Below are 23,149 nucleotides of genomic sequence, written 5' to 3'. Positions count from 1 at the left end.
CAGCCGTACATAACAACTTTACTCTATTGAGCACTAGTCATGAATAATAATCACAAAATCAGCATTATCGCTGCTGTATTTACGACATTGGTGGGCTGTGGTGGATCAAGCTCCAATGATGGTGGCGCGACACCTACACCTACACCTACACCTACACCTACACCTACACCTACACCTACACCTACACCTACGCCAACGCCAACGCCAACAACTGTAGCGGATAAATTCACAGGAGAATGGATTCAAGGGAACTCTGCCCTCGGTAACAATAATTGCGATTTACCACAAATTTCAATTCATAAAACCAGTGAAAACTCAGTCAGTGCAGTGAACGAAGAACTAAAATATGCGGTACACAATAGTTCAAGTAAAACTTGCAGCGGTGAATTTATTTCCAAACGCTATCAATTACTTCATGACATGGTTATAAGTGAAATACAGCCGGCTGCAACACTAAATAACTTTGAATATCATGCAATTAAGTTTCAACCAGTCAGAGGTGGCGCGACGAGCAACCGTGTCTTAACTTTTTTAAATAATCATTCTTTCTGCGTGATTAACGCGACGATTTCAAATCCTAGCTATATCATCATGCAACGCGGACTAATTACTGACCCACTCAAGGACAGCCGCTGCTATACAAAAAATTCCAATGAATTCTTCACCAATTTAAAACCGAAAACCAAAATCACAGCTGCGGACTTTAAGTCTGAGAATTTTATTAATACCACCGACACAGTAAACTTCTTAACTCAGCTCAATACAATGGGACAAAGTGGTTATAAGTTAATTGGCTATGATTCTAAAACTTTGGACAATGGTAATGTTAATAGCTACATGAAACTTGCCAATGAAAATACGCGTTTCAATCATATTGTGGCAGACCGTACAGCACCCTCTATCGCTGACATATATTTTACATGGCGTAATCAGTTAAATGAAAAAGGTAAATCAGGCTATCAATACCTGCATAGCGTCAGACCAACCAATGCCCTGAATTTCAAAGATTATTTCATTAAAAAAGAAAATGATACCGCGACATATACCTACGACAGCGGCTATGTTTCCCCGCTCGTAGACCCAGTGCAACTGGAAACTATGCTCAATACACTGGGTGCCCAAGGCTGCCGTATTATTCAATTCAAAAGCTATTTCACAGGTTTTCGTCCTGAAATTCTGAACGGCAATCAAAACAGTCCTAAAGTTGCAACCTGTATAAATAGCAGCGCACACCATGGCACCTACAGCTATCGCTATAAAACTTACCCAACCGGCAGCAATAGTGTAGAGCGCAGCTTAAAATTACAGGAGTTGATTGATGAGCAAGCTAAAGACGGTTACCGCTTAGTCAGCCGTGCTTTAGATATGAGTTCAACCACCAAAAACGGCATGCTGTTTATGAAAGACAGTGAAAACACTAATGTCGGTGAGTTTAAAGTCTTTAGTGAAACTGTCTTTGCAACGTCGACATTTAACGACGTCTTACTGAAACGTCTTCAGCAGCAAGGTCAATTGGGTTGGTTATACACCAGTGGTCAACTGCTGTTTGCAAATAATCCAAAACATCTACAAACAGAACTGAGTGACTTTAATTTAATTGATTAATTCATGAGGTATCTCGAGCTTTTCCATGTCCTTTATTTTTTACATCAAGGACATGGATCATTCACATAAATCAAAGCAGTGATAAAAATCACTTATTTTAAGCGGCAATTAAAACCCATCTTGGTATCAACGATATTATTTTCATAACCTAAGCTTTGAATAAATTGATTGCGGTCTGATATTTGTTTTTGATCCGCTTGACTCAATCTTGCTTTATTTTTTTGTGCCAACGCATAGGTTTCATTCACTAAACCCTGATAGATCCCGCAAACTTCCTGACGCTTGGACTTTTTCAATTGACGACCACCATACCATGAACGTTCAAAATCGTCGGCTTTTAGTGTTTTTCCCCATTCCTCAATACGCTGATTTTGTCTTTGCTGCATTTCCAGCATGCCCTGCTGGATTTCAGCCTTAGTAAAAGGCTTGATCACCTCAACCTTCGGTACAACTGGAACATTTTCTGTAGTTGCAGTGACGGTCACTGGTGTCTGTTCTGTTGTGTTCGATACGGTTGGATTAGCCCAACTCATTGATGAAATGAATCCGGTCGCAATCACGACACCAAAAGCTTTTAAATTTATAGATTTCAAGTTTTAAGTACCCGTTTTATTTCTTCACAGTGTTCTTATACACATTTTTATATTGATGCTGAAGTTTTTAAGCCCTTATTTTACAAAACTTCATTGCTGTAAACGGTTCACTGTGTTCACTCCCAATAAAAAACCGCTCGATAGAGCGGCTTTTTGAACAGATCACACTTAGACCAATTCTTTAAAGTCTTGCTGACGCCAAGCTTCATATAAAATCACAGCAGTAGCATTAGACAAGTTTAAACTACGCGAATTTGGTGCCATCGGCAGGCGAATCCAATGTTCTTTTGGGAACATCATACGGACATCTTCCGGCAAACCACGTGTTTCTGGCCCCATCAACAGTGCCACAGGACGATTTAAATTAGAGGTATGCGGTGTTTCAAAACCTTTGGTGGTTAATGGATAAATGGCATCCATCTCAATACCTTGCGCTTTTAAGCCCGCAAGGCATTCTTCAAAGTTTTCCCATACTTTCATGTGTGCCCATTCATGATAATCCAAACCGGCGCGGCGGAGTTTTTTATCATCCAGCTCAAAACCTAATGGTTTGACCAAATGCAACTGCGCTCCAGTATTGGCACATAAACGAATGATATTCCCTGTATTTGCAGGAATTTCTGGCTCGTATAAAACAACATGGATCACAGTTTTTTTCTCTACTCTTTAGTTAAATAATGGCTTAAAGCTCAGGCTATAGTTTCTATAGCTGTAGTATAAGTTTAGATGGTACAACAAGCGCTTGCTTATCTACATTGCTTAGCTTTCGCTTTACACGAGGACAATCCACTTACTCATATCCTTTGTACTTAGCTTTCGCCTTGCAATTGGACAATACAATAACTTGCTTATCCTCTTTGCTCAGGCATAGCCTTCGCCTTGCATTTGGACAATTCAGCAGCCTGCTTATCCTCTTTGCTCAGGCATAGCCTTCGCCTTGCGCTCGGGCAACGCGTTGCGTTGCTTATCCTCGCTCATGCCATTGAAGTTGTTCACGCAGACTCACCACATCACCAATAATGGTCAATGTAGGCGCCTGAATTTGGTATTCACTGACTTTAGATGCAATATCTGCCAATGTCCCGACCACGACTTTTTGTTCAGGAGTCGTCCCTTTAGAAACCAATGCGACAGGCATGTCTGGACGCTGCCCATGCGCGATGAGTTTCTCACAAATTTTTTCTAGACCGACCAAGCCCATATACAGCACGAGCGTTTGATTTTGATAAACCAACTCATTCCAAGGTAGCTCAGGTGAACCTTCTTTCAGATGCCCTGTCAAGAAGCGTACACTTTGCGCATAATCTCGATGCGTTAAAGGAATCCCTGCATAAGCCGAACATCCAGAGGCAGCAGTAATTCCCGGAACGACTTGGAAGGCAACGCCTGCCGCAAACAGCTCCTGAATTTCTTCACCGCCGCGGCCAAAGATGAACGGATCTCCGCCTTTTAAGCGGCAAACGCGTTTTCCTTCACTTGCATATTTCACTAGTAAGGCATTGATGCCTTCTTGCGGAACAGCATGATTGGATCGTGCCTTACCTACGTAGATTTTCTCTGCATCACGGCGGCAGAGGTCCATAATCGGCTGAGAGACCAAACGGTCATAGATCACCACATCCGCTTGCTGCATTAAACGCAGGGCTTTTAAGGTCAGCAGTTCAGGATCACCCGGCCCTGCACCCACCAAATACACCTCACCTTTCGGCTGTTTCCATTCCAATAAGGCCTGTTCAATCAAACGATTGGCTTCAGTGAAATTGTCATTGAATACCTGCTCTTTGAGCGGGCTTGCATACAAGTCTTCCCAAAAAATACGACGTTCATCTGGATTAACAATTTTGGCTTTAACGGCTGCGCGCCATTGGCCTGAGAACTCAGCCAGTTTGCCCATGCCATGCGGAATCGAGCTTTCTAACTGGGTACGTATTTGGCGCGAGAGTACTGGCGATGTGCCATTAGATGCAACGGAGATGACCAGTGGAGAACGGTCAATGATCGCAGGAACCATAAAACGGCAATGCGGCGGATCATCGACACTATTAACCAAGACATTTTCAGCTTCGCAGGCTTCAAAAACCGCCTGATTGACCGCTTTGTCATTGGTTGCTGCAATCACTAAACGAAACTGACGCAGCGCAATGGCATTTTCTTGATAAACCGATTCGTGATAAATCGAGTTGAGATATTGACCTTGGGTTTTATTAACCAAGGTCAATAAATCATCTTCAATTTCGGGTGAGCAAACTGTCAGCTGAGCGCCCGCTTTTGCAAGCAGCACAGCCTTTCTATATGCAATTCGACCACCACCAACAATCAGACAAGGTTGCTGCTGCAACTTCAAAGAGATTGGAAAGATATCCACACACGACCTCAATAGTTTAAATCTGATTGTCTTAAGCAATTTTTGTGCACAAATGTATGCACTTTATCGACTATTAATCGATAAATTCAGCACCGCCCATATATGGACGAAGTACTGCTGGAATTTCAATTGAACCGTCTGCACGTTGATAGTTTTCCATCACGGCAAGTAAAGTACGACCAACTGCCAAACCTGAACCATTCAGCGTGTGTACAAACTCAGTTTTCTTTTGGTCAGCACGGTAACGCGCTTTCATACGGCGTGCTTGGAAGTCACCCATGCATGAGCAAGATGAAATTTCACGGTAGGTATTTTGACTTGGCACCCAAACTTCTAAATCATAAGTTTTGATTGCACCAAAGCCCATGTCTCCGCCACACAGAACGACTTTACGGTATGGTAAGCCTAATGCTTGAAGAATACCTTCGGCATGACCCGTTAATTCTTCCAAAGCATCCATCGAAGTTTCAGGTTTTACAATCTGAACCATTTCTACTTTGTCAAATTGGTGTTGACGGATCAAACCACGTGTATCACGGCCATACGAACCCGCTTCACTACGGAAACATGGCGTATGCGCTGCATATTTTAATGGCAAACGTTCTGGATCAATGATTTCATCACGCACGAAGTTGGTTACAGGCACTTCTGCAGTCGGGATCAGGTAGTATTCTTTTTCGCCTTGAAGTTTGAATAAATCCTCTTCAAATTTAGGCAATTGGCCTGTACCACGTAAAGAGTCTGCATTAACTAAATACGGTACATAAGCTTCGGTATAGCCATTTTCCAAGGTATGTGTATTTAACATAAATTGGGTAATTGCACGTTGTAAACGCGCCAATGGGCCTTTGAGTACGCTAAAACGAGTACCAGTCAATTTAGTTGCGGTTTCAAATTCTAAACCACCCATCATTTCACCTAGGTCAGTATGGTCTTTGATTTCAAAATCAAACTGACGTGGTGTACCCCATTTTAGAACTTCAACATTGTCATTTTCGTCTTTACCTTCTGGCACAGACTCATGAGGTAAATTTGGAATCGATAAAGATTTGGCTTCGAGTTCAGCCTGAAGCTCAGAAAGTGCGAGTTCAGCCGCTTTAATTTCATCGCCAATAGCAGACATACGTGCCATGATTTCAGATGCATCACCGCCAGCTTTTTTAATTTGACCAACTTGTTTTGCACCAGCATTACGTTCAGCTTGTAACGACTCAGTTTTAGACTGAATTTCCTTACGGCGAGCTTCAAGGTCTGCCCACTCTGCTACGTTAAGTTGAACACCACGTTTTGCTAAGGCTAAGTTTACAGCCTCAATATTATTTCTGAGTAATTTCGGGTCGATCATAGCCAATCTTAAGTAAAGAAAAAAACTGGCTATAGTGTAAGCTCTTAACACTCAAAAATACAGTGACCGAGCGTACAGCTGCCCCTTATTAGACCAATAATCTTGCTTCAAATTGTCTTATTTGGTGTCGTAATTTGGCAAACTTGGTAAATATTCAGGTTTAAATAGTCCTTTAGCCGTAAAATATGGAAGTTTTAGCTCAGGCATGCCCTCTGCATAACTCGCCAATTCATACAGTGGATAAGCAAATACAATCCCGTTCGCACCATAATAAAAATTATCGCTTAACTGAAGTTTTGAACGTTCAATATCATGACTATCTAACCACATATAGTTGGCATCAAAAAGTGCGCTAATCACTTTCGCATCTGCACCTTTGACCAAGACATCTTGTAAAGCCAAACGTTTTTTGGCTTTTAAATCAAAATTGACATATTCAACATGGGACATACCATGAGCCGCATGCGCTGCGTAGGTATAGCTTTCGATTGCAAAAGTTGCGATATGTCCCCACTGACTAATATATCGAACAGAAGTGGTACTTTGACTTAGGCCTGCATCCGTCTTGTCTGATAAATCGATTTTTTGATTCTGCTCAGTTGAAAATGCAATCGGGTCTGCTTTTTTAATCCGATCAGTAAAATATTGATTAATCCAATCAACATTGGTTTCAACCGTTTGAATCGTATATTGGGTACAGCCTTCCGCATCGCAAGCCTGTGCTTTTGGTAATTGCATCGCAACTGATTTAGATTGAATAAGTGGAATCGCATCAGCGACGACTGCTGGCTTCTGTTCCGATGTTTCACCTTCAACAGGTTCATTTCGAGGATGGCAGGCCGTTAATGACCCGACTAAAACCACAGCTGAAACAGCCCAAGCTATATTATTCATATGATTTTTTTTCATCCCAAAATTCCCTATAGCAACAGTCAAAACCACAAGTCACTTCATTTAAGCAAACTGTGAATATCAGCATACTACTAAATTTCTCTTATATTCAGCTTGCTGGCTTTACATTTCTCCATAAAAAAAGCAGACCGATGTCTGCTTTTTTTCGATTATGAGAATTATTGATCAATAATGTCCGTACCTTTTGGAGGTACAAAATTAAAGGTTGACGCTGGAATAGACGCATTCACCTTCACATTATTGAAACGTACATGGGTTGTTTGACCTAATGAGTCTTGGAGAATCATTAAAGTCGGCGCATTTTTCGCACCAAAACTAATGGTTAAGCTTTGAAACACACCATCATCACTTTTTGGATATAAAGTGTAATAAGTTTTGGTCTTATTCGGCTGTGTAATACGATAAGACTTCATGATTTGAGCAGTATTACCTGACAATAATAATGCAGGCGTATTCGCAACTTGGTCATCTAAGCTTTGGCGTACTGCTTGTTGTAGGTCTGGGTCATAGATCCAAACTGTTTTACCTGTGGTCGCAATAGTTTGCTTAGATGGGCTGGTTGTTTCCCAATAGAATTTACCCGGGCGCTGAACTTTCATGACCCCAGTAAAAGTCTGGTTCATATGCTGCGCACTTAAACCTTTCTTTTGAGTTGCTTTGGGGTTAGTCACTTTTGTAGTTTGCTGAAAGTTAGCTGTAAAACTTTTAATACCCGATAATTGTTTCACCAAATTGGCAGTTGCCTGCTGCTCCGACGCTGCAACTGGTGCCGCGAATACTGTCGTACTCATAACCGGTGCCAGTGTCGCTGCACCTAATGCCATAGCACAGATGGTTTTACGAAGCATTTTCATAGATTCACCTTTTATATTTGCATCAACGCAATTTGTTAGATGGCTCCATCTTAAACCACTTTCATTGACTAAATTTAGAGAAAAAAAGAAGTTTTGTATGGTTATTAATGCAAATTGCTGTTTTTTATTCATCATGATGGAGAAATATAAAATAAAAAGGCACTTGATTTGATTCAAATGCCTTTCAAATAGTTAAACAACGATTTAGCAATTTTAATAATCCAATATTGAGTTATTTCCATTGCCAACCGATCGATGCACCAGCGCCAAAGTCACCTTCAGAGTTCCCTATTGCAGCCAATTTATACACATATTTATTGCTCTCAGTTACTCCACTAAAACCTACTGCATAGCCTTGTGAACCTTCCCAAGTCCCCATACCTACGCTAAACATGTTATATCCAGCATCTGTGGGTTGCGGTAAGGAGGAGATTGCAATACTTGAAGCAACAGCACCGTAAACATTATCTTTAAATTTATTGAAATTATGATTCAATTCATTCACACGTTGATTGGTATAACTATTGGCTTGGTTGAGTACATTTGCCCCATGCTGATCTGTATATGCTTTTGAATTATTTAGCACTTCTAGATCTGCTTGACGCATTTGTTTCACATTCACCGCATCGGTGTCTGCCGTACCAGCTGCCACATGGATAATTTGCCGCTCTGCACCAGCCGAGCCAACGGAAACCGTATTATTGCGGTCAGAGCTTGAACCATTGCCAAGTACAATAGCATTATTTGCAGAGGTGTTGATATTGTTACCAACCACATAGGTATTATTACCTGTGACTGTATTATTTGAACCTACTGCACCAGATCCATCACCACTGACTATATTGTTTACACCGAGGGCAATAGACTGATTACCATCAGCTTTATTACCTGCACCGACTGCAATCGCATCTTGTCCATTCGCAGTTGGTTTAGGTGCTGTATTGGCAACGTTTGATTGTATTTTAATGTACGGATCTGTTCCTTTTAAGCTCAACAACCATTCAACTTCAGTACCGACAAATCCATTTTTTATCGCAAGTTCATATGCACTGAAACCATTTTCACCAGTTAGTTCTTGTGCGCCAACTGCACCACGTAGACTTTCTAACCATTGGTCTTCATTGCCTTCATAACCATTGTTCACCGCAACTTGATAAGCACTTGCACCATCTAAACCATTGCTACCATTCAGACCGTTCAACCCATCCTTACCATCGATGCCGTCTCGGCCATTTAATCCATCTTTACCAGTAGCGCCTGTTGCTCCTGCTCCTGTATCGCCTTTTTCACCAGCAGGACCTTGAGGACCTATTGGCCCTTCTGGGCCAGGAATTCCACTATTGCAACGATTACAAGTATGCTCAGGTATAACGAGCCACTCCCACCAGCCCATGCAATTGAGCCTAGAGAAAGTAAAATACTCACAGCAAGTAATTTTGGTACAGCTTTAATAGCGATTGAAGTTATTTCACCAAGTTGTAGTGTCTTTTCAAATGCAATTTGTTGGCTTTTATCAGGACAATTCCTTTTCTGATAGTCAGCATTGATAAAAACTGTATTCAATATTTTATTCATGTCCTTATCCTTTTTTTGTATTTGTACTCCTCTATTACGCTCTTTATTTTTTTGTGATTTAAATCACTATTTATGGTGAATTTATTGATTTGTACATCATTTGTAACAATCTAAAAAATACCTCACATTTTATTCAGACGAAAAAAAACCCGCAAAAATGCGGGTTTTTTTCTATTAAAGCTTACGCTTCAACAGATACGTAGCGACGACCGAATTGGCCTTTCACTTCGAATTTCACAACGCCGTCAGCAGTTGCAAATAAAGTATGGTCACGGCCCATACCTACATTTACACCAGCGTGGAATTCAGTACCACGTTGACGAACGATGATGTTACCAGCAGTCACAGATTGACCGCCGTAGATTTTAACACCCAACATTTTTGGGTTCGAGTCACGACCGTTTTTAGTCGAACCACCGGCTTTTTTAGTTGCCATGTCTACTTACTCCTCGTAATTAGCCTGAAATAGCTGTAATTTTCAACTCAGTGAACCATTGACGGTGACCTTGTTGTTTACGATAGTGTTTACGACGACGCATTTTGATGATGCGGATTTTGTCGTGACGACCATGGCTAACTACTTCAGCAGTTACTTTAGCGCCAGCTACTACTGGTGCACCAATTTGAATGCTGTCACCGTTAACAAGCATCAACACGTCATCAAAAGTAACAGTTGAGCCAGTTTCAGCTTTCAATAATTCTACTTTAAGGGTTTCACCCTCAACTACACGGTGTTGTTTACCACCGCTTTGGATTACTGCGTACATTTAAGTACTCCAAACATGCCCGTGTTGTCGTGCCGGTAAAGGGATATACCGATCTTAAAACGATCGTCACTGGGGTTTCGCAAAGGCAAAGATTTTAAGGGATAACCCGAAAAACAACAAGTCATTTCCGTAAAATATTAGATGAGTATGCGTTTATTATATAAACAGTGTCATTAAAAGTATTAAAATGAGTGCTCTATTTCACTTATCATGCTTTTGACAAGGTTTGACATAGATTTTTAGCAACAATTCGCTAATATACACTGGACTGACATCAACAACATGCTGTTCAAACAACATGCTAAAGATAAAAGTCTGTTAAAAAATAAGTACAATACTTCCGCTTGATGAAAAAAATCACTTAAGATTAAGTCAATTGAGTAAGTTCTTATCTGTTATTCATATAACAAATTGCTACACTACGTCTGTAATTCAAAAATTATTGAGGTTTCTCTTCATATGACCATCGACTTTAAGCAAGATATTCTCGCGCCTGTTGCTACTGACTTTGCTGCGATGGACAAATTTATTAATGAAGGGATCACGTCTAAAGTTGCCTTGGTCATGGCTGTCAGTAAACATGTGGTTGAAGCAGGCGGTAAACGCATGCGTCCCATTATGTGCTTACTTGCAGCAAAGGCATGTGGCGCAGAAGATTTAGAAAAACACCGTAAACTTGCAGCAATTATTGAAATGCTACATACCGCAACCTTGGTTCATGACGACGTAGTCGATGAATCGGGATTACGCCGTGGTCGCCCAACCGCAAATGCGACATGGAATAATCAAACTGCCGTACTAGTGGGTGATTTTTTGATTTCTCGCGCTTTTGATTTATTGGTGGATCTAGACAGCAAAGTTTTACTCAAAGACTTTTCAACGGGTACCTGTGAAATTGCTGAAGGTGAAGTTTTACAACTTCAATCACAGCACCAACCTGAAACCACTGAACAAACCTACTTAGATATTATTCACGGTAAAACTTCGCGTTTATTTGAGCTCGCTACCGAAGGTGCAGCGATTCTGACTGGTACACCAGAGTACCGTGAACCGCTTAGAAAATTTGCCGGACACTTTGGAAATGCCTTTCAAATTATTGACGATATTTTAGATTACACCTCAGATGCTGAAACATTAGGTAAAAATATTGGCGATGATTTGATGGAAGGTAAACCAACTTTACCTTTAATCTCTGCCTTAAAGAATACCACTGGCGAAGAACATGACATTATTCGCCGCAGTATTGCCACAGGTGGTACGGCAGATTTAGAGCGTGTTATTCAGATTGTACAAAGCTCTGGGGCACTTGATTATTGTAGCCAACGAGCGACTGAAGAAACTGAGGCAGCACTAGCCGCTTTAGCAGCGCTACCAGATACTGAATATCGTCAAGCTTTAATCAACCTCGCAAACTTGGCATTACACCGAATTCAATAATTAATAATATTCATCGTAATTCCCCTTGCCTATGCATATAAAACTCAATGATATCTTTTTGACCATGCAGCAACAGCTCGATACCCCTCGGGCTGTGCTGGATGAAAACTTGCTGATCGAATTGGTCAACCGAATTCGACCAGAAGATACAAAAAATACCGACGAAATTAAGAAAAAATTTCAGGCTTTCATCCAAGCTTTACTCATCACGCCAGATGCAGCCTCTACCTTGCAAAGCTTTGTACTAAAACTCATTAGCCGATATAAACAAACCAGTTTATATGCGGACACGGGTATTTTGTCTCTCGATGGTTTTTGGGGACAACTGTTCCAACGGCTTGGCGCACATTTTCTTCCTCTGATCAATGACGAAACTCAATTACAAGATTTAGTCCGTCGAGTTTTTTATCGTCATAGCGACAAATATTGGCTGGACAGTATTGATGATCAGCAATGGATGCAGCTATTTCGACTGTTTAACCAAGGTCATAGCAATCAGGAAGAAAAAAAGAAAATTCGCCGTGAGTTAATTAAAGCCATTACCGTTTTGTCCTATCGGGTAAGTGGTATTGGCTTATATCCTGAATTTATTAATGCACAGCCTGAACTGACCGAATATGAATCACCTTTTTTGGTGCAAAACCGTGAAATAAATGATTTTATTCAGCAGTATAAAAAGCTCCATCAAAGTGCTGAAGAAATGAGTGCTGTGCTACCGCCAGATGCTTCTCAAGCGTTGGTAATGCTGGAACAATGTCGTGATGTGGTGCTGAAGATTCGGCGTGCGACCAAACGAATTGGCGTAAGTGTCAGCCTGACTTACTTATTGTCGCTTTTAGAACAGTGTTTAGATCGCTTAGAAATCTTACTCAACCTGATTGTTGAAGAAGATGATGTCCGCTATGTTTCTATGGGTAGTTTACTCAGTGATGTGACGTCAGCGATTTATAGCGAACGCAGTGTGCGCGATTTGCTCGCCACCAATAGCGAATTGGTTGCCCTACAAGTCACCGAAAACGCAAGTAAAACTGGCGAACACTATGTAAGTACGGACAAACAAGGCTTTATGAGCATGTACCGATCTGCGGCAGGTGCCGGTGTGATCATTGCATGTATGGCAACTTTAAAAGTGCTGATGGCCCGTGTCAGCATGGCACCGCTCATGCAAGCCATTTCGTATAGTCTGAACTACTCTTTCGGCTTTATGCTGATTCATGTTCTACATTTTACTGTTGCCACTAAACAGCCTGCGATGACAGCTGCCGCCCTTGCCTCGACGGTTCAGCATCGTAAAGGCTCGAAAATGGCGCAGATTGCCGAACTTGCCGCGCTAATTATTAACATCATTCGAACCCAGTTTATTGCAATCTTAGGCAACATCAGTATTGCGATTCCTGTTGCAGCATTGATCGCATTAAGTTGGGACATGGCTTTACATGAGCCATTAATGAATCATGCAAAAGCAGCTAAAACCTTACACGACCTCAATCCATTTACCTCACTGGCTGTGCCACATGCTGCGATAGCTGGAGTTTGTTTGTTTTTATCAGGTTTGCTTGCTGGGTACTTTGACAACATGGCGATCTATCGCAAAGTTGGACCACGGATTCAAGCACATCCAAAGTTAAAACGCATCATGGGTCAAGAGAGACTGGATAAGCTTGCCGCTTACATTGAGCGAAACTTAGGTGCTTTAGCAGGTAACTTCTTATTCGGGATCATGCTGGGCAGTATGGGAACAATTGGATTTATTTTTGGTTTACCTTTAGATATTCGCCATATCGCCTTCGCCTCGGCCAACTTCATTCAAGGCCTCATCAATATTAATGGTTCACCAGACATTGGCTTAATCATTGTGTCATTCTTAGGGGTTATTCTGATCGGTCTTACCAACTTATTCGTCAGTTTCACGTTAACCATTATTGTGGCACTACGGGCACGTCGCGTAAGATTTGAACAATGGAAACCACTGGCTAAACTGGTGATGACTCATTTTCTAACGCGACCAAGTGATTTTTTCTGGCCACCGAAAACCCCACTTGAAGTTGAAGATGGCACACAAGCCAGCAAGAACAATCATTAGCAGATTTGTGTTTTATTTTAGTAAGATGTAAATGAACACAAAAAATAAAATCAGTATGATTTACACATACTTGAAATAAAGTGTACTGATGAGTACACTTTAGTCCATTAATTAACCGAGCTCAAACCGGTTAAAATGACAAGGAATAAAATATGCCACGAACGCTACTGTTTGTTGGTTTTTTTGCATTAATTATCAGTGTGTTGTCGCTTTATTCTAGCTATTTAAATCTATTAGATTTAAGTATCGTGGAATGGATGAGTCAACACCGTATTGCTGTTTTTAATCAAATTGCCATCGGACTTTCCGCGCTAGGGGGCATGCCTTTTGTATTATTTTTCACCACGCTATGGTGTTTACACTTTGCGTGGTATAAAAAATACACAGAGATTGTTTTTATCAGTATAGGGATCTTTGGAAGTATCGGCCTTGCATGGTTGCTTAAATTTACGTTCACCAGACCGCGTCCCCCAGAAATGTACCATCTTGTAGCGTCTTACGGGAGTTCATTCCCAAGCGCACACAGTTGTTATGCTGCATCGCTTGCGTGTCTGATGATCTTGATTTGCCGACAACATGCTCAACATCGCTTGATCACCATTTTGGCATTGTTATGGATGCTGTGTATGGGTGTTTCGCGAGTATATGTTGGGGTTCATTTTCCGACAGATGTCTTATCCGGTTGGAGCATAAGTATTATTTGGATCGCGCTACTTTATTTGAGTTACATCAAAATCAGTAAAGCGTAAACAAATGAATAATTTAGATAAATATCTAATTGAGGTGGAACAATGATGTCTGCAAAGCTTTGGGCTCCTGCCCTGACTGCTTGCGCATTGGCAACAAGTATTGCACTTGTTGGTTGTAGCAAAGATCCTAAAGATGCACAGCAAGCTGCTGCTGCACAGCAAATGCCACCAACTGAAGTCGGTGTCATTGTTGCCCAACCGCAAAGCGTTGAACAATCTGTTGAACTTTCAGGACGTACATCTGCCTATGAAATTTCAGAAGTACGTCCACAAACCAGTGGTGTAGTACTGAAACGTCTATTTGCAGAAGGCAGTTATGTTCGCGAAGGACAAGCCTTGTACGAGATCGACTCGCGTACAAACCGTGCTTCAGCTGACAGTGCTCGTGCTGCTTTAAGACGTCAACAAGCAAATTTAGGCGTGTTACGTGTTAAAGAAGGTCGCTACCGTCAGCTTGTGGGATCAAATGCGATTTCTAAACAAGAATATGACGATATTGTTGCGCAAGTAAAACTGGCTGAAGCAGACGTTGCTGCATCTCAGGCAGAACTTAAAAATGCAGAAATTAACTTAGGTTACTCAACTGTACGTGCGCCAATTTCGGGTCAAACAAACCGTTCAACTGTGACTGCTGGTGCATTAGTTACTGCATCTCAAGCTGATCCATTAGTCACAATTCAACGTCTTGATCCAATGTACGTTGACATTAACCAATCAAGTGCTGAACTTCTTCGCTTACGTCAACAATTAAGCCAAGGCAACTTGGACAGCAGTAATAACACCAAAGTGAAATTACGTCTTGAAGATGGTAGCGAATACCCAATTGAAGGTCGTCTTGCATTTTCTGATGCGAGTGTAAACCCAGATACAGGTACGGTTACACTTCGTGCTGTTTTTTCTAACCCGAATCATTTATTACTTCCAGGTATGTTTGCCAATGCTCGCATCGTTCAAGGTGTGATTCCAAATGCTTACCTGATTCCACAAGCTGCCATTACGCGTACTCCTACAGGTCAAGCAATGGCAATGATTGTGAATGCAAAAGGTGCTGTTGAATCTCGCCCTGTAACCACTGTTGGTACACAAGGTTCGAATTGGATCGTTACTCAAGGCTTAAACACTGGCGATAAAGTGATTGTTGACGGTATTGCGAAAGTTAAGCCAGAGCAACAAGTTGTAGCCAAACCGTATCAACCTCAGGCTGCTGCACCTCAAGGTGCGCAACAACCTGCTGCAGCAAAGCCAAACGCTAAAGCCGCAGAACAAGCAGCGCCTAAAACTGAACAAAAAGCTACTTCAAACGCATAGGGAGTAGACTGAATGGCTCAATTCTTTATTCATCGCCCCATTTTTGCATGGGTGATTGCATTGGTGATTATGTTGGCGGGTGTACTCACGCTATCAAATATGCCAATTGCACAGTATCCGACCATTGCGCCGCCAACGGTTTCAATCTCTGCGACTTACCCTGGTGCGTCTGCAGAAACAGTTGAAAACACCGTAACCCAAATCATTGAACAACAAATGAATGGTTTGGATGGCTTACGTTATATTTCGTCAAACAGTGCGGGTAACGGTCAAGCATCTATTACATTGAACTTTGAACAAGGGATCGATCCAGATATCGCCCAAGTTCAAGTCCAAAACAAACTCCAGTCTGCGACAGCGCTATTACCTGAAGACGTACAACGTCAAGGTGTAAAAGTCACCAAATCTGGCGCAAGCTTCCTACAAGTTGTAGCATTCCACTCACCATCAGGTAAGTTGACTGCGGACGACATTAAGGACTATGTAAACTCGAATATTTCTGAACCTCTCAGCCGTGTGGCAGGTGTAGGTGAAGTCCAAGTATTTGGTGGTTCTTATGCGATGCGTATTTGGCTAGATCCAGCCAAAATGGCAAACCTGAAAGTTACACCGAGTGATGTGGCTGCGGCTATCCGTACACAGAATGCTCAGGTTGCTGTTGGTCAGTTAGGCGGTGCGCCTGCAACTGAAGGTCAAGTACTGAACGCGACAGTTACAGCACAAAGTTTATTGCAAACACCAGAGCAGTTTAAAAACATTTTCCTGCGTAACAGTAGTGATGGTGCTCAGGTACGTTTAGGTGATGTTGCACGTGTTGAATTAGGTGCTGACAACTATCAGTTCGACTCTAAGTTCAACAACAAACCTGCTGGTGGTGTAGCGATCAAACTAGCAACTGGTGCAAACGCATTAGACACAGCCGAAGCTGTTGAAGCACGTTTAAAAGAACTACGTCCAAACTACCCTGAAGGTTTAGAAGACACGCTTGCATTTGATACGACTCCATTCATTAAGTTATCGATTGAAAGTGTTGTACATACCCTTGTAGAAGCCGTGATTCTTGTATTCTTTGTGATGTTCTTATTCTTACAGAACTGGCGCGCAACGATTATTCCGACATTGGCTGTACCTGTAGTGGTATTGGGTACTTTCGCTGTCATTAACATGTTTGGTTTCTCGATCAACACACTCACCATGTTCGCGATGGTACTGGCGATTGGTCTCCTCGTGGATGATGCTATTGTTGTCGTAGAGAACGTTGAACGTGTCATGGTTGAAGATCATCTTGACCCAGTGACTGCAACTGAAATCTCAATGAAACAGATCTCGGGTGCCCTTATCGGTATTACCTCTGTGTTAACCGCTGTATTCGTGCCGATGGCATTCTTCGGTGGTACGACAGGTGTAATTTATCGTCAGTTCTCAATCACGCTGGTAACAGCAATGATTCTGTCATTGATTGTGGCATTGACCTTTACCCCTGCCCTATGTGCGACCATGTTGAAACAACATGATCCAAACAAACCAGAAAGCAACAATATCTTTGCCCGTTTCTTCCGTTGGTTTAACAGCTCTTTTGATAAGGTTGCGCATAAATACCAAGGCGGCGTGAACTTCATGACGCACCACAAGATTTTCTCTGGTGTGATTTATGCAGTTGTAATCGGCTTGTTGGTACTTTTATTCCAAAAGTTACCATCATCATTCTTACCTGAAGAAGACCAAGGTGTTGTAATGACACTGGTACAGTTACCACCGAATGCCTCACTTGAGCGTACGGATAAAACTGTCACTGCAATGACCGATTACTTCCTGAAAAACGAAGAAAAATATGTCGATTCTGTATTCAGTGTTGCCGGTTTCTCGTTCACAGGTGTAGGTCAAAACGCAGGTCTTGCATTCATCAAGTTAAAAGATTGGGAAGACCGTACATCACCTGAATCTCAAGTGGGTGCGATTATTCAACGTGGTATGGCATTGAACATGATCGTGAAGGATGCTTCATACATCATGCCAATCCAATTACCAGCAATGCCTGAATTGGGTGTAACTGCCGGCTTCAACTTGCAGTTAAAAGCTTCTGCAGGTCAAACTCATCAACAACTTATCGATGCCCGTAATATGGTGCTCGGTATGGCTGCTCAAGATAAACGCCTCATGGGTGTTCGTCCTAACGGTCAAGAAGATACGCCACAGTACAAAATCACGATTGACCAAGCTCAAGCTGGTGCAATGGGTGTGAGTATTTCTGAGATTAACACCACAATGGGTATGGCATGGGGTGGTTCTTACATCAATGACTTCGTTGACCGTGGTCGTGTGAAGAAAGTCTATGTACAAGGTGAGGCTGCGGCACGTATGATGCCTGAAGACCTGAGCCAGTGGTATGTCCGTAACAACCAAGGCACAATGGTTCCATTCTCGACCTTCGCTACTGGTGAATGGACTTATGGTTCACCGCGTCTTGAACGTTATAACGGTATCGCATCTGTGAACATTCAAGGTTCACCGGGTGTGGGTGTAAGTTCGGGCGACGCGATGAAAGCGATGGAAGAAATTGTACAAAAACTTCCTTCGATGGGCGTTCAAGGCTTTGACTATGAATGGACTGGTCTATCTCTAGAAGAACGTGAGTCTGGCGCACAAGCACCATTCCTATACGCACTTTCATTGTTAATCGTCTTCCTATGTCTTGCTGCCTTGTATGAAAGCTGGTCTATTCCGTTCTCAGTATTACTGGTTGTACCATTAGGTGTATTGGGTGCGTTATTACTGACTTTCCTTGGAATGGTGTTCTTCAAAAATCCAAACTTGGCGAATAACATTTACTTCCAGGTGGCTATTATTGCCGTCATTGGTTTGTCTGCGAAGAATGCGATCTTGATCGTAGAATTCGCCAAAGAACTTCAAGAAAAAGGTGAAGATCTGTTTGACGCAACATTGCATGCCGCTAAAATGCGTCTACGTCCAATTATCATGACCACTTTAGCCTTCGGTTTTGGTGTACTTCCGCTTGCGCTTTCTTCGGGTGCAGGTGCAGGTAGCCAGCACTCCGTAGGTTATGGTGTATTGGGTGGCGTAATCAGTTCTACCCTACTTGGTATCTTCTTTATTCCTGTGTTCTATGTATGGATCCGAAGTATCTTTAAGTACAAACCAAAACAACAAAATAATCAGGAGCATTTATCGTGATGCAAAATGTATGGTCTATTGCAGGTCGTAGCATTGCGGTTTCTTCACTTGCGCTTGCTTTGGCTGCCTGCCAAAGCATGCGTGGTCCAGAGCCGGTTGTTCAGACCAATATCCCCGAAAGCTACACAGCAAGTGCTTCTGGTACTTCTGTTGCTGAACAAGGATATAAAGATTTCTTTGCTGACCAACGTCTGGTACAAGTTCTTGACTTAGCTTTAGCCAATAACCGTGACCTACGTACGGCTGCTTTAAATATTGAACGTGCACAGCAACAGTATCAAATCACTGCCAATGGTCAATTACCAACCATTGGTGCAAGTGGTAGTGTACTTCGTCAAGACACGTTGAATACACAAAAGCCTATCACCTCTTATAATGTCGGTTTAGGTGTCACTGCCTATGAACTTGATTTTTGGGGTCGTGTACGTAGCTTAAAAGACAATGCTTTGGACAGTTACCTTGCAACTGCAAGTGCCCGTGATGCAACACAAATTGCGTTGATCGGTCAAGTGGCTCAAGCATGGTTAAACTACGCGTATGCCAATTCGAACTTGAAGCTTGCGGATCAAACCTTAAAAGCTCAGCTTGAATCTTACAACCTCAACAAAAAGCGTTTTGATGTCGGTATTGACAGTGAAGTTCCTGTTCGTCAGGCTCAAATTTCTGTAGAAACTGCACGTAATGATGTTGCAAACTACAAGACTCAAATTGCTCAAGCGCAAAACTTATTGAACCTATTAGTGGGTCAACAAGTACCTGCGAACTTGCTGCCGAACCAACGTGTCAATCGAATTACTTCGACCAATACCATTGGTTCAGGTATTCCAAGTGACTTGTTGAACAACCGTCCAGATGTCCGTGCAGCTGAATATAAACTGTCTGCTGCCGGTGCGAACATTGGTGCAGCTAAAGCACGTCTGTTCCCTACGATTAGCCTGACAGGTTCTGCGGGTTATGCTTCAACGGACTTAGGTGATCTATTTAAATCAGGCAACTTTGTATGGTCTGCTGGCCCTAGCCTAGATATTCCAATCTTCGACTGGGGTACACGTCAGGCCAATATTAAAGTTTCTGAAACTGACCAGAAAATTGCATTGTCTGATTATGAAAAATCAGTTCAGTCAGCTTTCCGTGAAGTAAATGATGCGCTTGCAGTTCGCCAAAACATTGGTGACCGTATTGCAGCACAGCGCCGTTTAGTTGATGCAACCAATACAACGTACAAACTATCAAATGCCCGCTTCCGTGCTGGTATTGATAGCTACTTAACTGTACTGGATGCGCAGCGTGCATCTTATGCAGCTGAGCAAGGTTTGTTGTTGCTTGAACAAGCAAATCTCAACAACCAAGTTGAATTGTATAAAACACTTGGTGGTGGTATCAAAGCCAATACTTCTGATGCTGTGCAATACCAACCTTCTACTGCTGAGCGTAAAGCAACATCAAAACAATAATTTGATTTAGCCTAGCCCGTAATATTTGAAAAGCTCACTTCGGTGGGCTTTTTCATTTTTAGATCGGAGCTACAAAATAAAAATGAACATATTGCTTTTTGCTGAAGAGTTTCCTATCTTCAATTCACCTTTTTATATTGATAACTAAAAATGCTTTTAAGTAATCTTGAATCTGTTCCGGGTCATACCATTACACAACAACTTGATGTCGTTTATGGCAGTACTGTCCGCAGTAAACATGTTGGTCGTGACTTTATGGCTGGCCTAAAAAATATCGTGGGTGGTGAACTCAAAGGTTATACAGAACTACTCGAAGAATCCCGTCAAGAAGCTATGAGCCGTATGATTGATAAAGCACGTGCCTTAGGCGCGAATGCGGTCGTCGGTATCCGTTTTTCAACCTCAAATATTGCTCAAGGCGCCTCTGAATTATTTGTGTATGGCACGGCTGTTCGCGTAGAAGCCAACTCAGCAAAACTCCCAGACCCATTTCCAACTCAGGACTAAGTCATGGATGCCTTTATTTTTAAAGTCCTGATCTTTGTGGTGCTCTTTTGTATTGGTTGGGGCTTTGGTCGCCATATCGAACAAAAACATCTCAAAGAACTCGAAGCTCAAGAAAAGCGATTGGCGCATATTCGCATAGACAACAACCGCTTTAAAACTACTGAACATTTCGGACAACTGATTTCAAGTAATGTAGTGATTTCACATGATTATTTTAAATATGTGATTGCCAATATTCAGAACTTTTTTGGCGGACGTTTGACTAGTTATGAAAGCATCGTCGATCGGGCGCGTCGTGAAGCCGTGGTGCGTTTAAAGCAAGAAGCTGAAAAGATGGGCGCAAACCAAATTATGGGCCTGCGTTTAAGCACCACCGAGCTTGGTATGCAAGGCGGCATGGTCGAAGTCTTTGCGTATGGAACAGCAATTCAAAAGAGAGACATCTGATCTCTCTACTTCTCCCCAATTCATTTTTACTATTTAATTTACTTTACACAATGTGTTTTCAAACTCTTCATAACTCACATTTTCATTGCGACAAACTTTAAAACAAACTTCATTAAATTTCTTTTCATCAATATTTGGATCATGATAACTAAATGCAACATCTCCAGCATAAGCACGTGCCAGATCTTGCACCACAATGTCAGCTTTACATCCATATAAAGTTGGACATGCCTCTAATGTTCCTTCGTAATACTCTTTACACTGAGTCGGTTCGACATCCACCTTATTGGGTTTTTGCATCGACACATTTAAACCATTTTCATTCATTAGAAGAAAATATTGAAGTTTTCTAAATGGTTTTAAGTCAATCTCGAGTCCCGAATGATTGATACGAGCCAATTGATCTTTGTAAGAATTATGATCATCTGAGATTAACTCTGCATTACCAGCTTTGTCGATTTTGATAAAGCTATAGTTGACAGGCATATATGCGCCACTCCCCTTATGTGCAATCACTTCGATCAAATGATCTTTCGCAATAAATGCTCCCGTAAATACAGTCGATTCAACACTGGTCAGCAACTTACCTTTCACTAAAACACAATATCCAAAACATTGATCTTTGAATCTAGCCTGATCGCCTTTAAAATCATCAACAGGATGAAATTCAGCTCGCCATTTAAAATCACCAATTTTATTCGAGCTATAAGGTAATTTATCAACATCTGAATCTTGAGGATTTTGACTGTAATACTCAGACTTCAATAATCCTTTTTCATCAAACAGTGCTTCGATCGGTAACCACCCCTCATTTGGTCCTCGCATAACAACTTCTGCACTCGCCGCTTCAACTTTAGGTTCAATCTCAACAGATTCAATAACTGGTTCTGATACAGTTCCTATTTCTTTTTCAGGCTTTTCGAGCGTTGACTTCTGCTCAATTTTTTGAGTTTTCTGTTTAAAATAAAAATATGCCACTGTACCGATTGCACCAATGATTGCGCACAAAATGATGGCTATTCCCCATTTGTTAAAATTATTCTTTTTCATTTCTTATAATCTCGTTACTCATTAAAAAAGTCACTCTTAAAAGTGACTTTTAAACTATTTAAACTTGATAAAACTTACTTCACTTTGGTTTTACGAATCATTTTATATAACGTTGTCGGTGATAATCGAGATACCCAAACACCGAGCTTTTCTTTAGAACCACCCACCACGATGTATTCTTCCCCACGTTGCAAAGATTGCACCACCGTTTCGGCAAACTCATTGGCTTCTAGACCATTTTCAATGGCTTCATCCTGATGCCCTTGTGGCTTGCCGGCACCATTGAGTGCATTAAATGAAACATTGGTTTTGACAAATCCGGGGAATATCACCGATACGCCCACCCCTTGATCCGCAACTTCCGCACGTAGACTGTTCGCCCACATATGAATGGCAGCTTTTGCAGCAGAATAGGTCGCGCGGTATTGTGTCCCTAATAAGCCTGCAACACTTGAAACAAAAGCAATTCGACCAGACTTTTGTGCTAAAAATGTCGGTAAAACGGTTTTGGTTAAATAGACTTGCGAAAAATAATCTACTTCCATGATGGCACGTTCAGTTTGCATAGTCGTATCCGTAATCAATGCACGCTGACTCAATCCCGCATTATTGATTAGCCAGTCAATTCGGCCTTTATGCGCAAGGACTTGTTCATAAGCATGGCGAACTTGTTCTTCATTGGTAATATCTGCACACACTGAAAGATGCTGATCTGGATGTAATAATGAAACACGGACTTTTTCCAACTCTTCAAAACGACGTGCGGTCAAAATGACCTGCGCCCCTTGCAAAGCACATTCTTTTGCTAAAGCTTCACCCAAACCTGACGATGCCCCAGTAATCCACACCACTTTTCCGTTCAAATCATCACGTTTTGCCATTTTGACATCCTTTTAAATAACTAAT

General features: G+C 41.8%; 21 protein-coding genes. 9 read left to right on the top strand and 12 right to left on the bottom strand.

Annotated features, from left to right (window positions below; genetic code table 11):
• Positions 1 to 39 precede the first annotated feature (39 nt).
• A complete protein-coding gene (locus tag MST18_RS04335) occupies positions 40 to 1,605 on the top strand; it encodes a PT dipeptide repeat lipoprotein (protein ID WP_180132964.1) in 1,566 nt (521 codons plus the stop codon).
• Positions 1,606 to 1,697: 92 nt separating this feature from the next.
• Here MST18_RS04335 and MST18_RS04330 read toward each other — a convergent pair whose 3' ends face one another.
• The 10 genes from MST18_RS04330 to rplU form a co-directional block, all read right to left on the bottom strand.
• Positions 1,698 to 2,198 carry a hypothetical protein gene (locus MST18_RS04330; RefSeq protein WP_078192201.1) on the bottom strand — a complete coding sequence of 167 codons (501 nt, stop codon included), beginning with the start codon at positions 2,196 to 2,198 and terminating at the stop codon, positions 1,698 to 1,700.
• 168 nt (positions 2,199 to 2,366) lie between these two features.
• Complete coding sequence (locus tag MST18_RS04325) at positions 2,367 to 2,846, bottom strand: tRNA (cytidine(34)-2'-O)-methyltransferase (RefSeq protein WP_111885295.1); 480 nt, start codon at positions 2,844 to 2,846, stop codon at positions 2,367 to 2,369.
• A gap of 316 nt (positions 2,847 to 3,162) precedes the next feature.
• Entirely contained in the window at positions 3,163 to 4,563 is a 1,401-nt protein-coding gene (cysG, locus tag MST18_RS04320) for a siroheme synthase CysG (protein ID WP_180132965.1), read from the bottom strand.
• Positions 4,564 to 4,636: 73 nt separating this feature from the next.
• Positions 4,637 to 5,908: a serine--tRNA ligase gene (serS, locus tag MST18_RS04315; protein WP_180113759.1), complete on the bottom strand. Its 1,272-nt coding sequence runs from the start codon at positions 5,906 to 5,908 to the stop codon at positions 4,637 to 4,639.
• 117 nt (positions 5,909 to 6,025) lie between these two features.
• A complete protein-coding gene (locus MST18_RS04310; protein WP_180132966.1) occupies positions 6,026 to 6,817 on the bottom strand; it encodes an RsiV family protein in 792 nt (263 codons plus the stop codon).
• 161 nt (positions 6,818 to 6,978) lie between these two features.
• Entirely contained in the window at positions 6,979 to 7,674 is a 696-nt protein-coding gene (gene lolA / locus MST18_RS04305) for an outer membrane lipoprotein chaperone LolA (protein ID WP_111885313.1), read from the bottom strand.
• 232 nt (positions 7,675 to 7,906) lie between these two features.
• The gene (locus MST18_RS04300) at positions 7,907 to 9,067 is read right to left on the bottom strand and encodes a YadA-like family protein (protein ID WP_218952697.1); all 1,161 of its coding nucleotides are present in this window, start codon (positions 9,065 to 9,067) and stop codon (positions 7,907 to 7,909) included.
• Positions 8,983 to 9,249: a hypothetical protein gene (locus tag MST18_RS04295; protein WP_180132944.1), complete on the bottom strand. Its 267-nt coding sequence runs from the start codon at positions 9,247 to 9,249 to the stop codon at positions 8,983 to 8,985. Before MST18_RS04295 ends, MST18_RS04300 begins: the two co-directional genes overlap by 85 nt.
• Positions 9,250 to 9,430: 181 nt before the next feature.
• Positions 9,431 to 9,685 carry a 50S ribosomal protein L27 gene (rpmA, locus tag MST18_RS04290; protein WP_067764378.1) on the bottom strand — a complete coding sequence of 85 codons (255 nt, stop codon included), beginning with the start codon at positions 9,683 to 9,685 and terminating at the stop codon, positions 9,431 to 9,433.
• A 19-nt stretch (positions 9,686 to 9,704) separates the two neighbouring features.
• Positions 9,705 to 10,016, bottom strand: coding sequence for a 50S ribosomal protein L21 (rplU, locus tag MST18_RS04285; RefSeq protein WP_078191390.1), 312 nt, complete (start codon positions 10,014 to 10,016; stop codon positions 9,705 to 9,707).
• 459 nt (positions 10,017 to 10,475) lie between these two features.
• Here rplU and sdsA point away from each other — a divergent pair, with 459 nt between their 5' ends.
• The 8 genes from sdsA (at position 10,476) to MST18_RS04245 (ending at position 21,193) form a co-directional block, all read left to right on the top strand.
• The gene (gene sdsA / locus MST18_RS04280; RefSeq protein WP_078191391.1) at positions 10,476 to 11,453 is read left to right on the top strand and encodes an All-trans-nonaprenyl-diphosphate synthase; all 978 of its coding nucleotides are present in this window, start codon (positions 10,476 to 10,478) and stop codon (positions 11,451 to 11,453) included.
• A gap of 31 nt (positions 11,454 to 11,484) precedes the next feature.
• On the top strand, positions 11,485 to 13,536 hold the full coding sequence (locus MST18_RS04275; RefSeq protein ID WP_078192207.1) for a site-specific recombinase: 2,052 nt from the start codon (positions 11,485 to 11,487) through the stop codon (positions 13,534 to 13,536).
• Between the two features lie 152 nt (positions 13,537 to 13,688).
• Positions 13,689 to 14,285 (top strand): phosphatase PAP2 family protein, encoded by a 597-nt coding sequence (locus tag MST18_RS04270; protein WP_180132967.1) that lies wholly within the window; start codon positions 13,689 to 13,691, stop codon positions 14,283 to 14,285.
• Between the two features lie 42 nt (positions 14,286 to 14,327).
• Positions 14,328 to 15,593, top strand: coding sequence for an efflux RND transporter periplasmic adaptor subunit (locus MST18_RS04265; RefSeq protein ID WP_180132968.1), 1,266 nt, complete (start codon positions 14,328 to 14,330; stop codon positions 15,591 to 15,593).
• A gap of 12 nt (positions 15,594 to 15,605) precedes the next feature.
• A complete protein-coding gene (locus MST18_RS04260) occupies positions 15,606 to 18,785 on the top strand; it encodes an efflux RND transporter permease subunit (RefSeq protein ID WP_111885287.1) in 3,180 nt (1,059 codons plus the stop codon).
• Positions 18,785 to 20,239, top strand: coding sequence for a multidrug efflux RND transporter AdeIJK outer membrane channel subunit AdeK (gene adeK, locus MST18_RS04255; protein WP_180065938.1), 1,455 nt, complete (start codon positions 18,785 to 18,787; stop codon positions 20,237 to 20,239). The genes MST18_RS04260 and adeK overlap by 1 nt, the downstream gene beginning before the upstream one ends.
• 150 nt (positions 20,240 to 20,389) lie before the next feature.
• Entirely contained in the window at positions 20,390 to 20,746 is a 357-nt protein-coding gene (locus tag MST18_RS04250; RefSeq protein ID WP_078192212.1) for a YbjQ family protein, read from the top strand.
• Between the two features lie 3 nt (positions 20,747 to 20,749).
• Positions 20,750 to 21,193, top strand: coding sequence for a YbjQ family protein (locus MST18_RS04245; RefSeq protein WP_078192213.1), 444 nt, complete (start codon positions 20,750 to 20,752; stop codon positions 21,191 to 21,193).
• A 33-nt stretch (positions 21,194 to 21,226) separates the two neighbouring features.
• Here MST18_RS04245 and MST18_RS04240 read toward each other — a convergent pair whose 3' ends face one another.
• Positions 21,227 to 22,243, bottom strand: a complete 1,017-nt coding sequence (locus MST18_RS04240; RefSeq protein ID WP_180132969.1) for a hypothetical protein — start codon at positions 22,241 to 22,243, stop codon at positions 21,227 to 21,229.
• Between the two features lie 74 nt (positions 22,244 to 22,317).
• Positions 22,318 to 23,124 (bottom strand): SDR family oxidoreductase, encoded by an 807-nt coding sequence (locus MST18_RS04235; RefSeq protein ID WP_078191399.1) that lies wholly within the window; start codon positions 23,122 to 23,124, stop codon positions 22,318 to 22,320.
• Between the last annotated feature and the right edge of the window lie 25 nt (positions 23,125 to 23,149).

The sequence above is a fragment of the Acinetobacter sp. YH12068_T genome (assembly GCF_024606005.1).
In the GTDB taxonomy this organism is placed as follows: domain Bacteria; phylum Pseudomonadota; class Gammaproteobacteria; order Pseudomonadales; family Moraxellaceae; genus Acinetobacter; species Acinetobacter amyesii.
Note: the sequence above shows the minus strand (reverse complement) of the source record. Positions and strands in the feature narration are given on the sequence as shown.

Coding starts and splice junctions, on each gene's coding strand:
- MST18_RS04265 (WP_180132968.1), top strand. CDS start 14,328: ATGATGTCTGCAAAGCTTTGGGCTCCTGCCCTGACTGCTTGCGCATTG.
- MST18_RS04310 (WP_180132966.1), bottom strand. CDS start 6,817: ATGAAAAAAAATCATATGAATAATATAGCTTGGGCTGTTTCAGCTGTG.
- MST18_RS04235 (WP_078191399.1), bottom strand. CDS start 23,124: ATGGCAAAACGTGATGATTTGAACGGAAAAGTGGTGTGGATTACTGGG.
- MST18_RS04240 (WP_180132969.1), bottom strand. CDS start 22,243: ATGAAAAAGAATAATTTTAACAAATGGGGAATAGCCATCATTTTGTGC.
- MST18_RS04245 (WP_078192213.1), top strand. CDS start 20,750: ATGGATGCCTTTATTTTTAAAGTCCTGATCTTTGTGGTGCTCTTTTGT.
- rpmA (WP_067764378.1), bottom strand. CDS start 9,685: ATGGCAACTAAAAAAGCCGGTGGTTCGACTAAAAACGGTCGTGACTCG.
- MST18_RS04275 (WP_078192207.1), top strand. CDS start 11,485: ATGCATATAAAACTCAATGATATCTTTTTGACCATGCAGCAACAGCTC.
- MST18_RS04260 (WP_111885287.1), top strand. CDS start 15,606: ATGGCTCAATTCTTTATTCATCGCCCCATTTTTGCATGGGTGATTGCA.
- serS (WP_180113759.1), bottom strand. CDS start 5,908: ATGATCGACCCGAAATTACTCAGAAATAATATTGAGGCTGTAAACTTA.
- MST18_RS04335 (WP_180132964.1), top strand. CDS start 40: ATGAATAATAATCACAAAATCAGCATTATCGCTGCTGTATTTACGACA.
- MST18_RS04250 (WP_078192212.1), top strand. CDS start 20,390: ATGCTTTTAAGTAATCTTGAATCTGTTCCGGGTCATACCATTACACAA.
- sdsA (WP_078191391.1), top strand. CDS start 10,476: ATGACCATCGACTTTAAGCAAGATATTCTCGCGCCTGTTGCTACTGAC.
- lolA (WP_111885313.1), bottom strand. CDS start 7,674: ATGAAAATGCTTCGTAAAACCATCTGTGCTATGGCATTAGGTGCAGCG.
- MST18_RS04300 (WP_218952697.1), bottom strand. CDS start 9,067: ATGGGCTGGTGGGAGTGGCTCGTTATACCTGAGCATACTTGTAATCGT.
- rplU (WP_078191390.1), bottom strand. CDS start 10,016: ATGTACGCAGTAATCCAAAGCGGTGGTAAACAACACCGTGTAGTTGAG.
- MST18_RS04295 (WP_180132944.1), bottom strand. CDS start 9,249: ATGAATAAAATATTGAATACAGTTTTTATCAATGCTGACTATCAGAAA.
- MST18_RS04270 (WP_180132967.1), top strand. CDS start 13,689: ATGCCACGAACGCTACTGTTTGTTGGTTTTTTTGCATTAATTATCAGT.
- adeK (WP_180065938.1), top strand. CDS start 18,785: ATGCAAAATGTATGGTCTATTGCAGGTCGTAGCATTGCGGTTTCTTCA.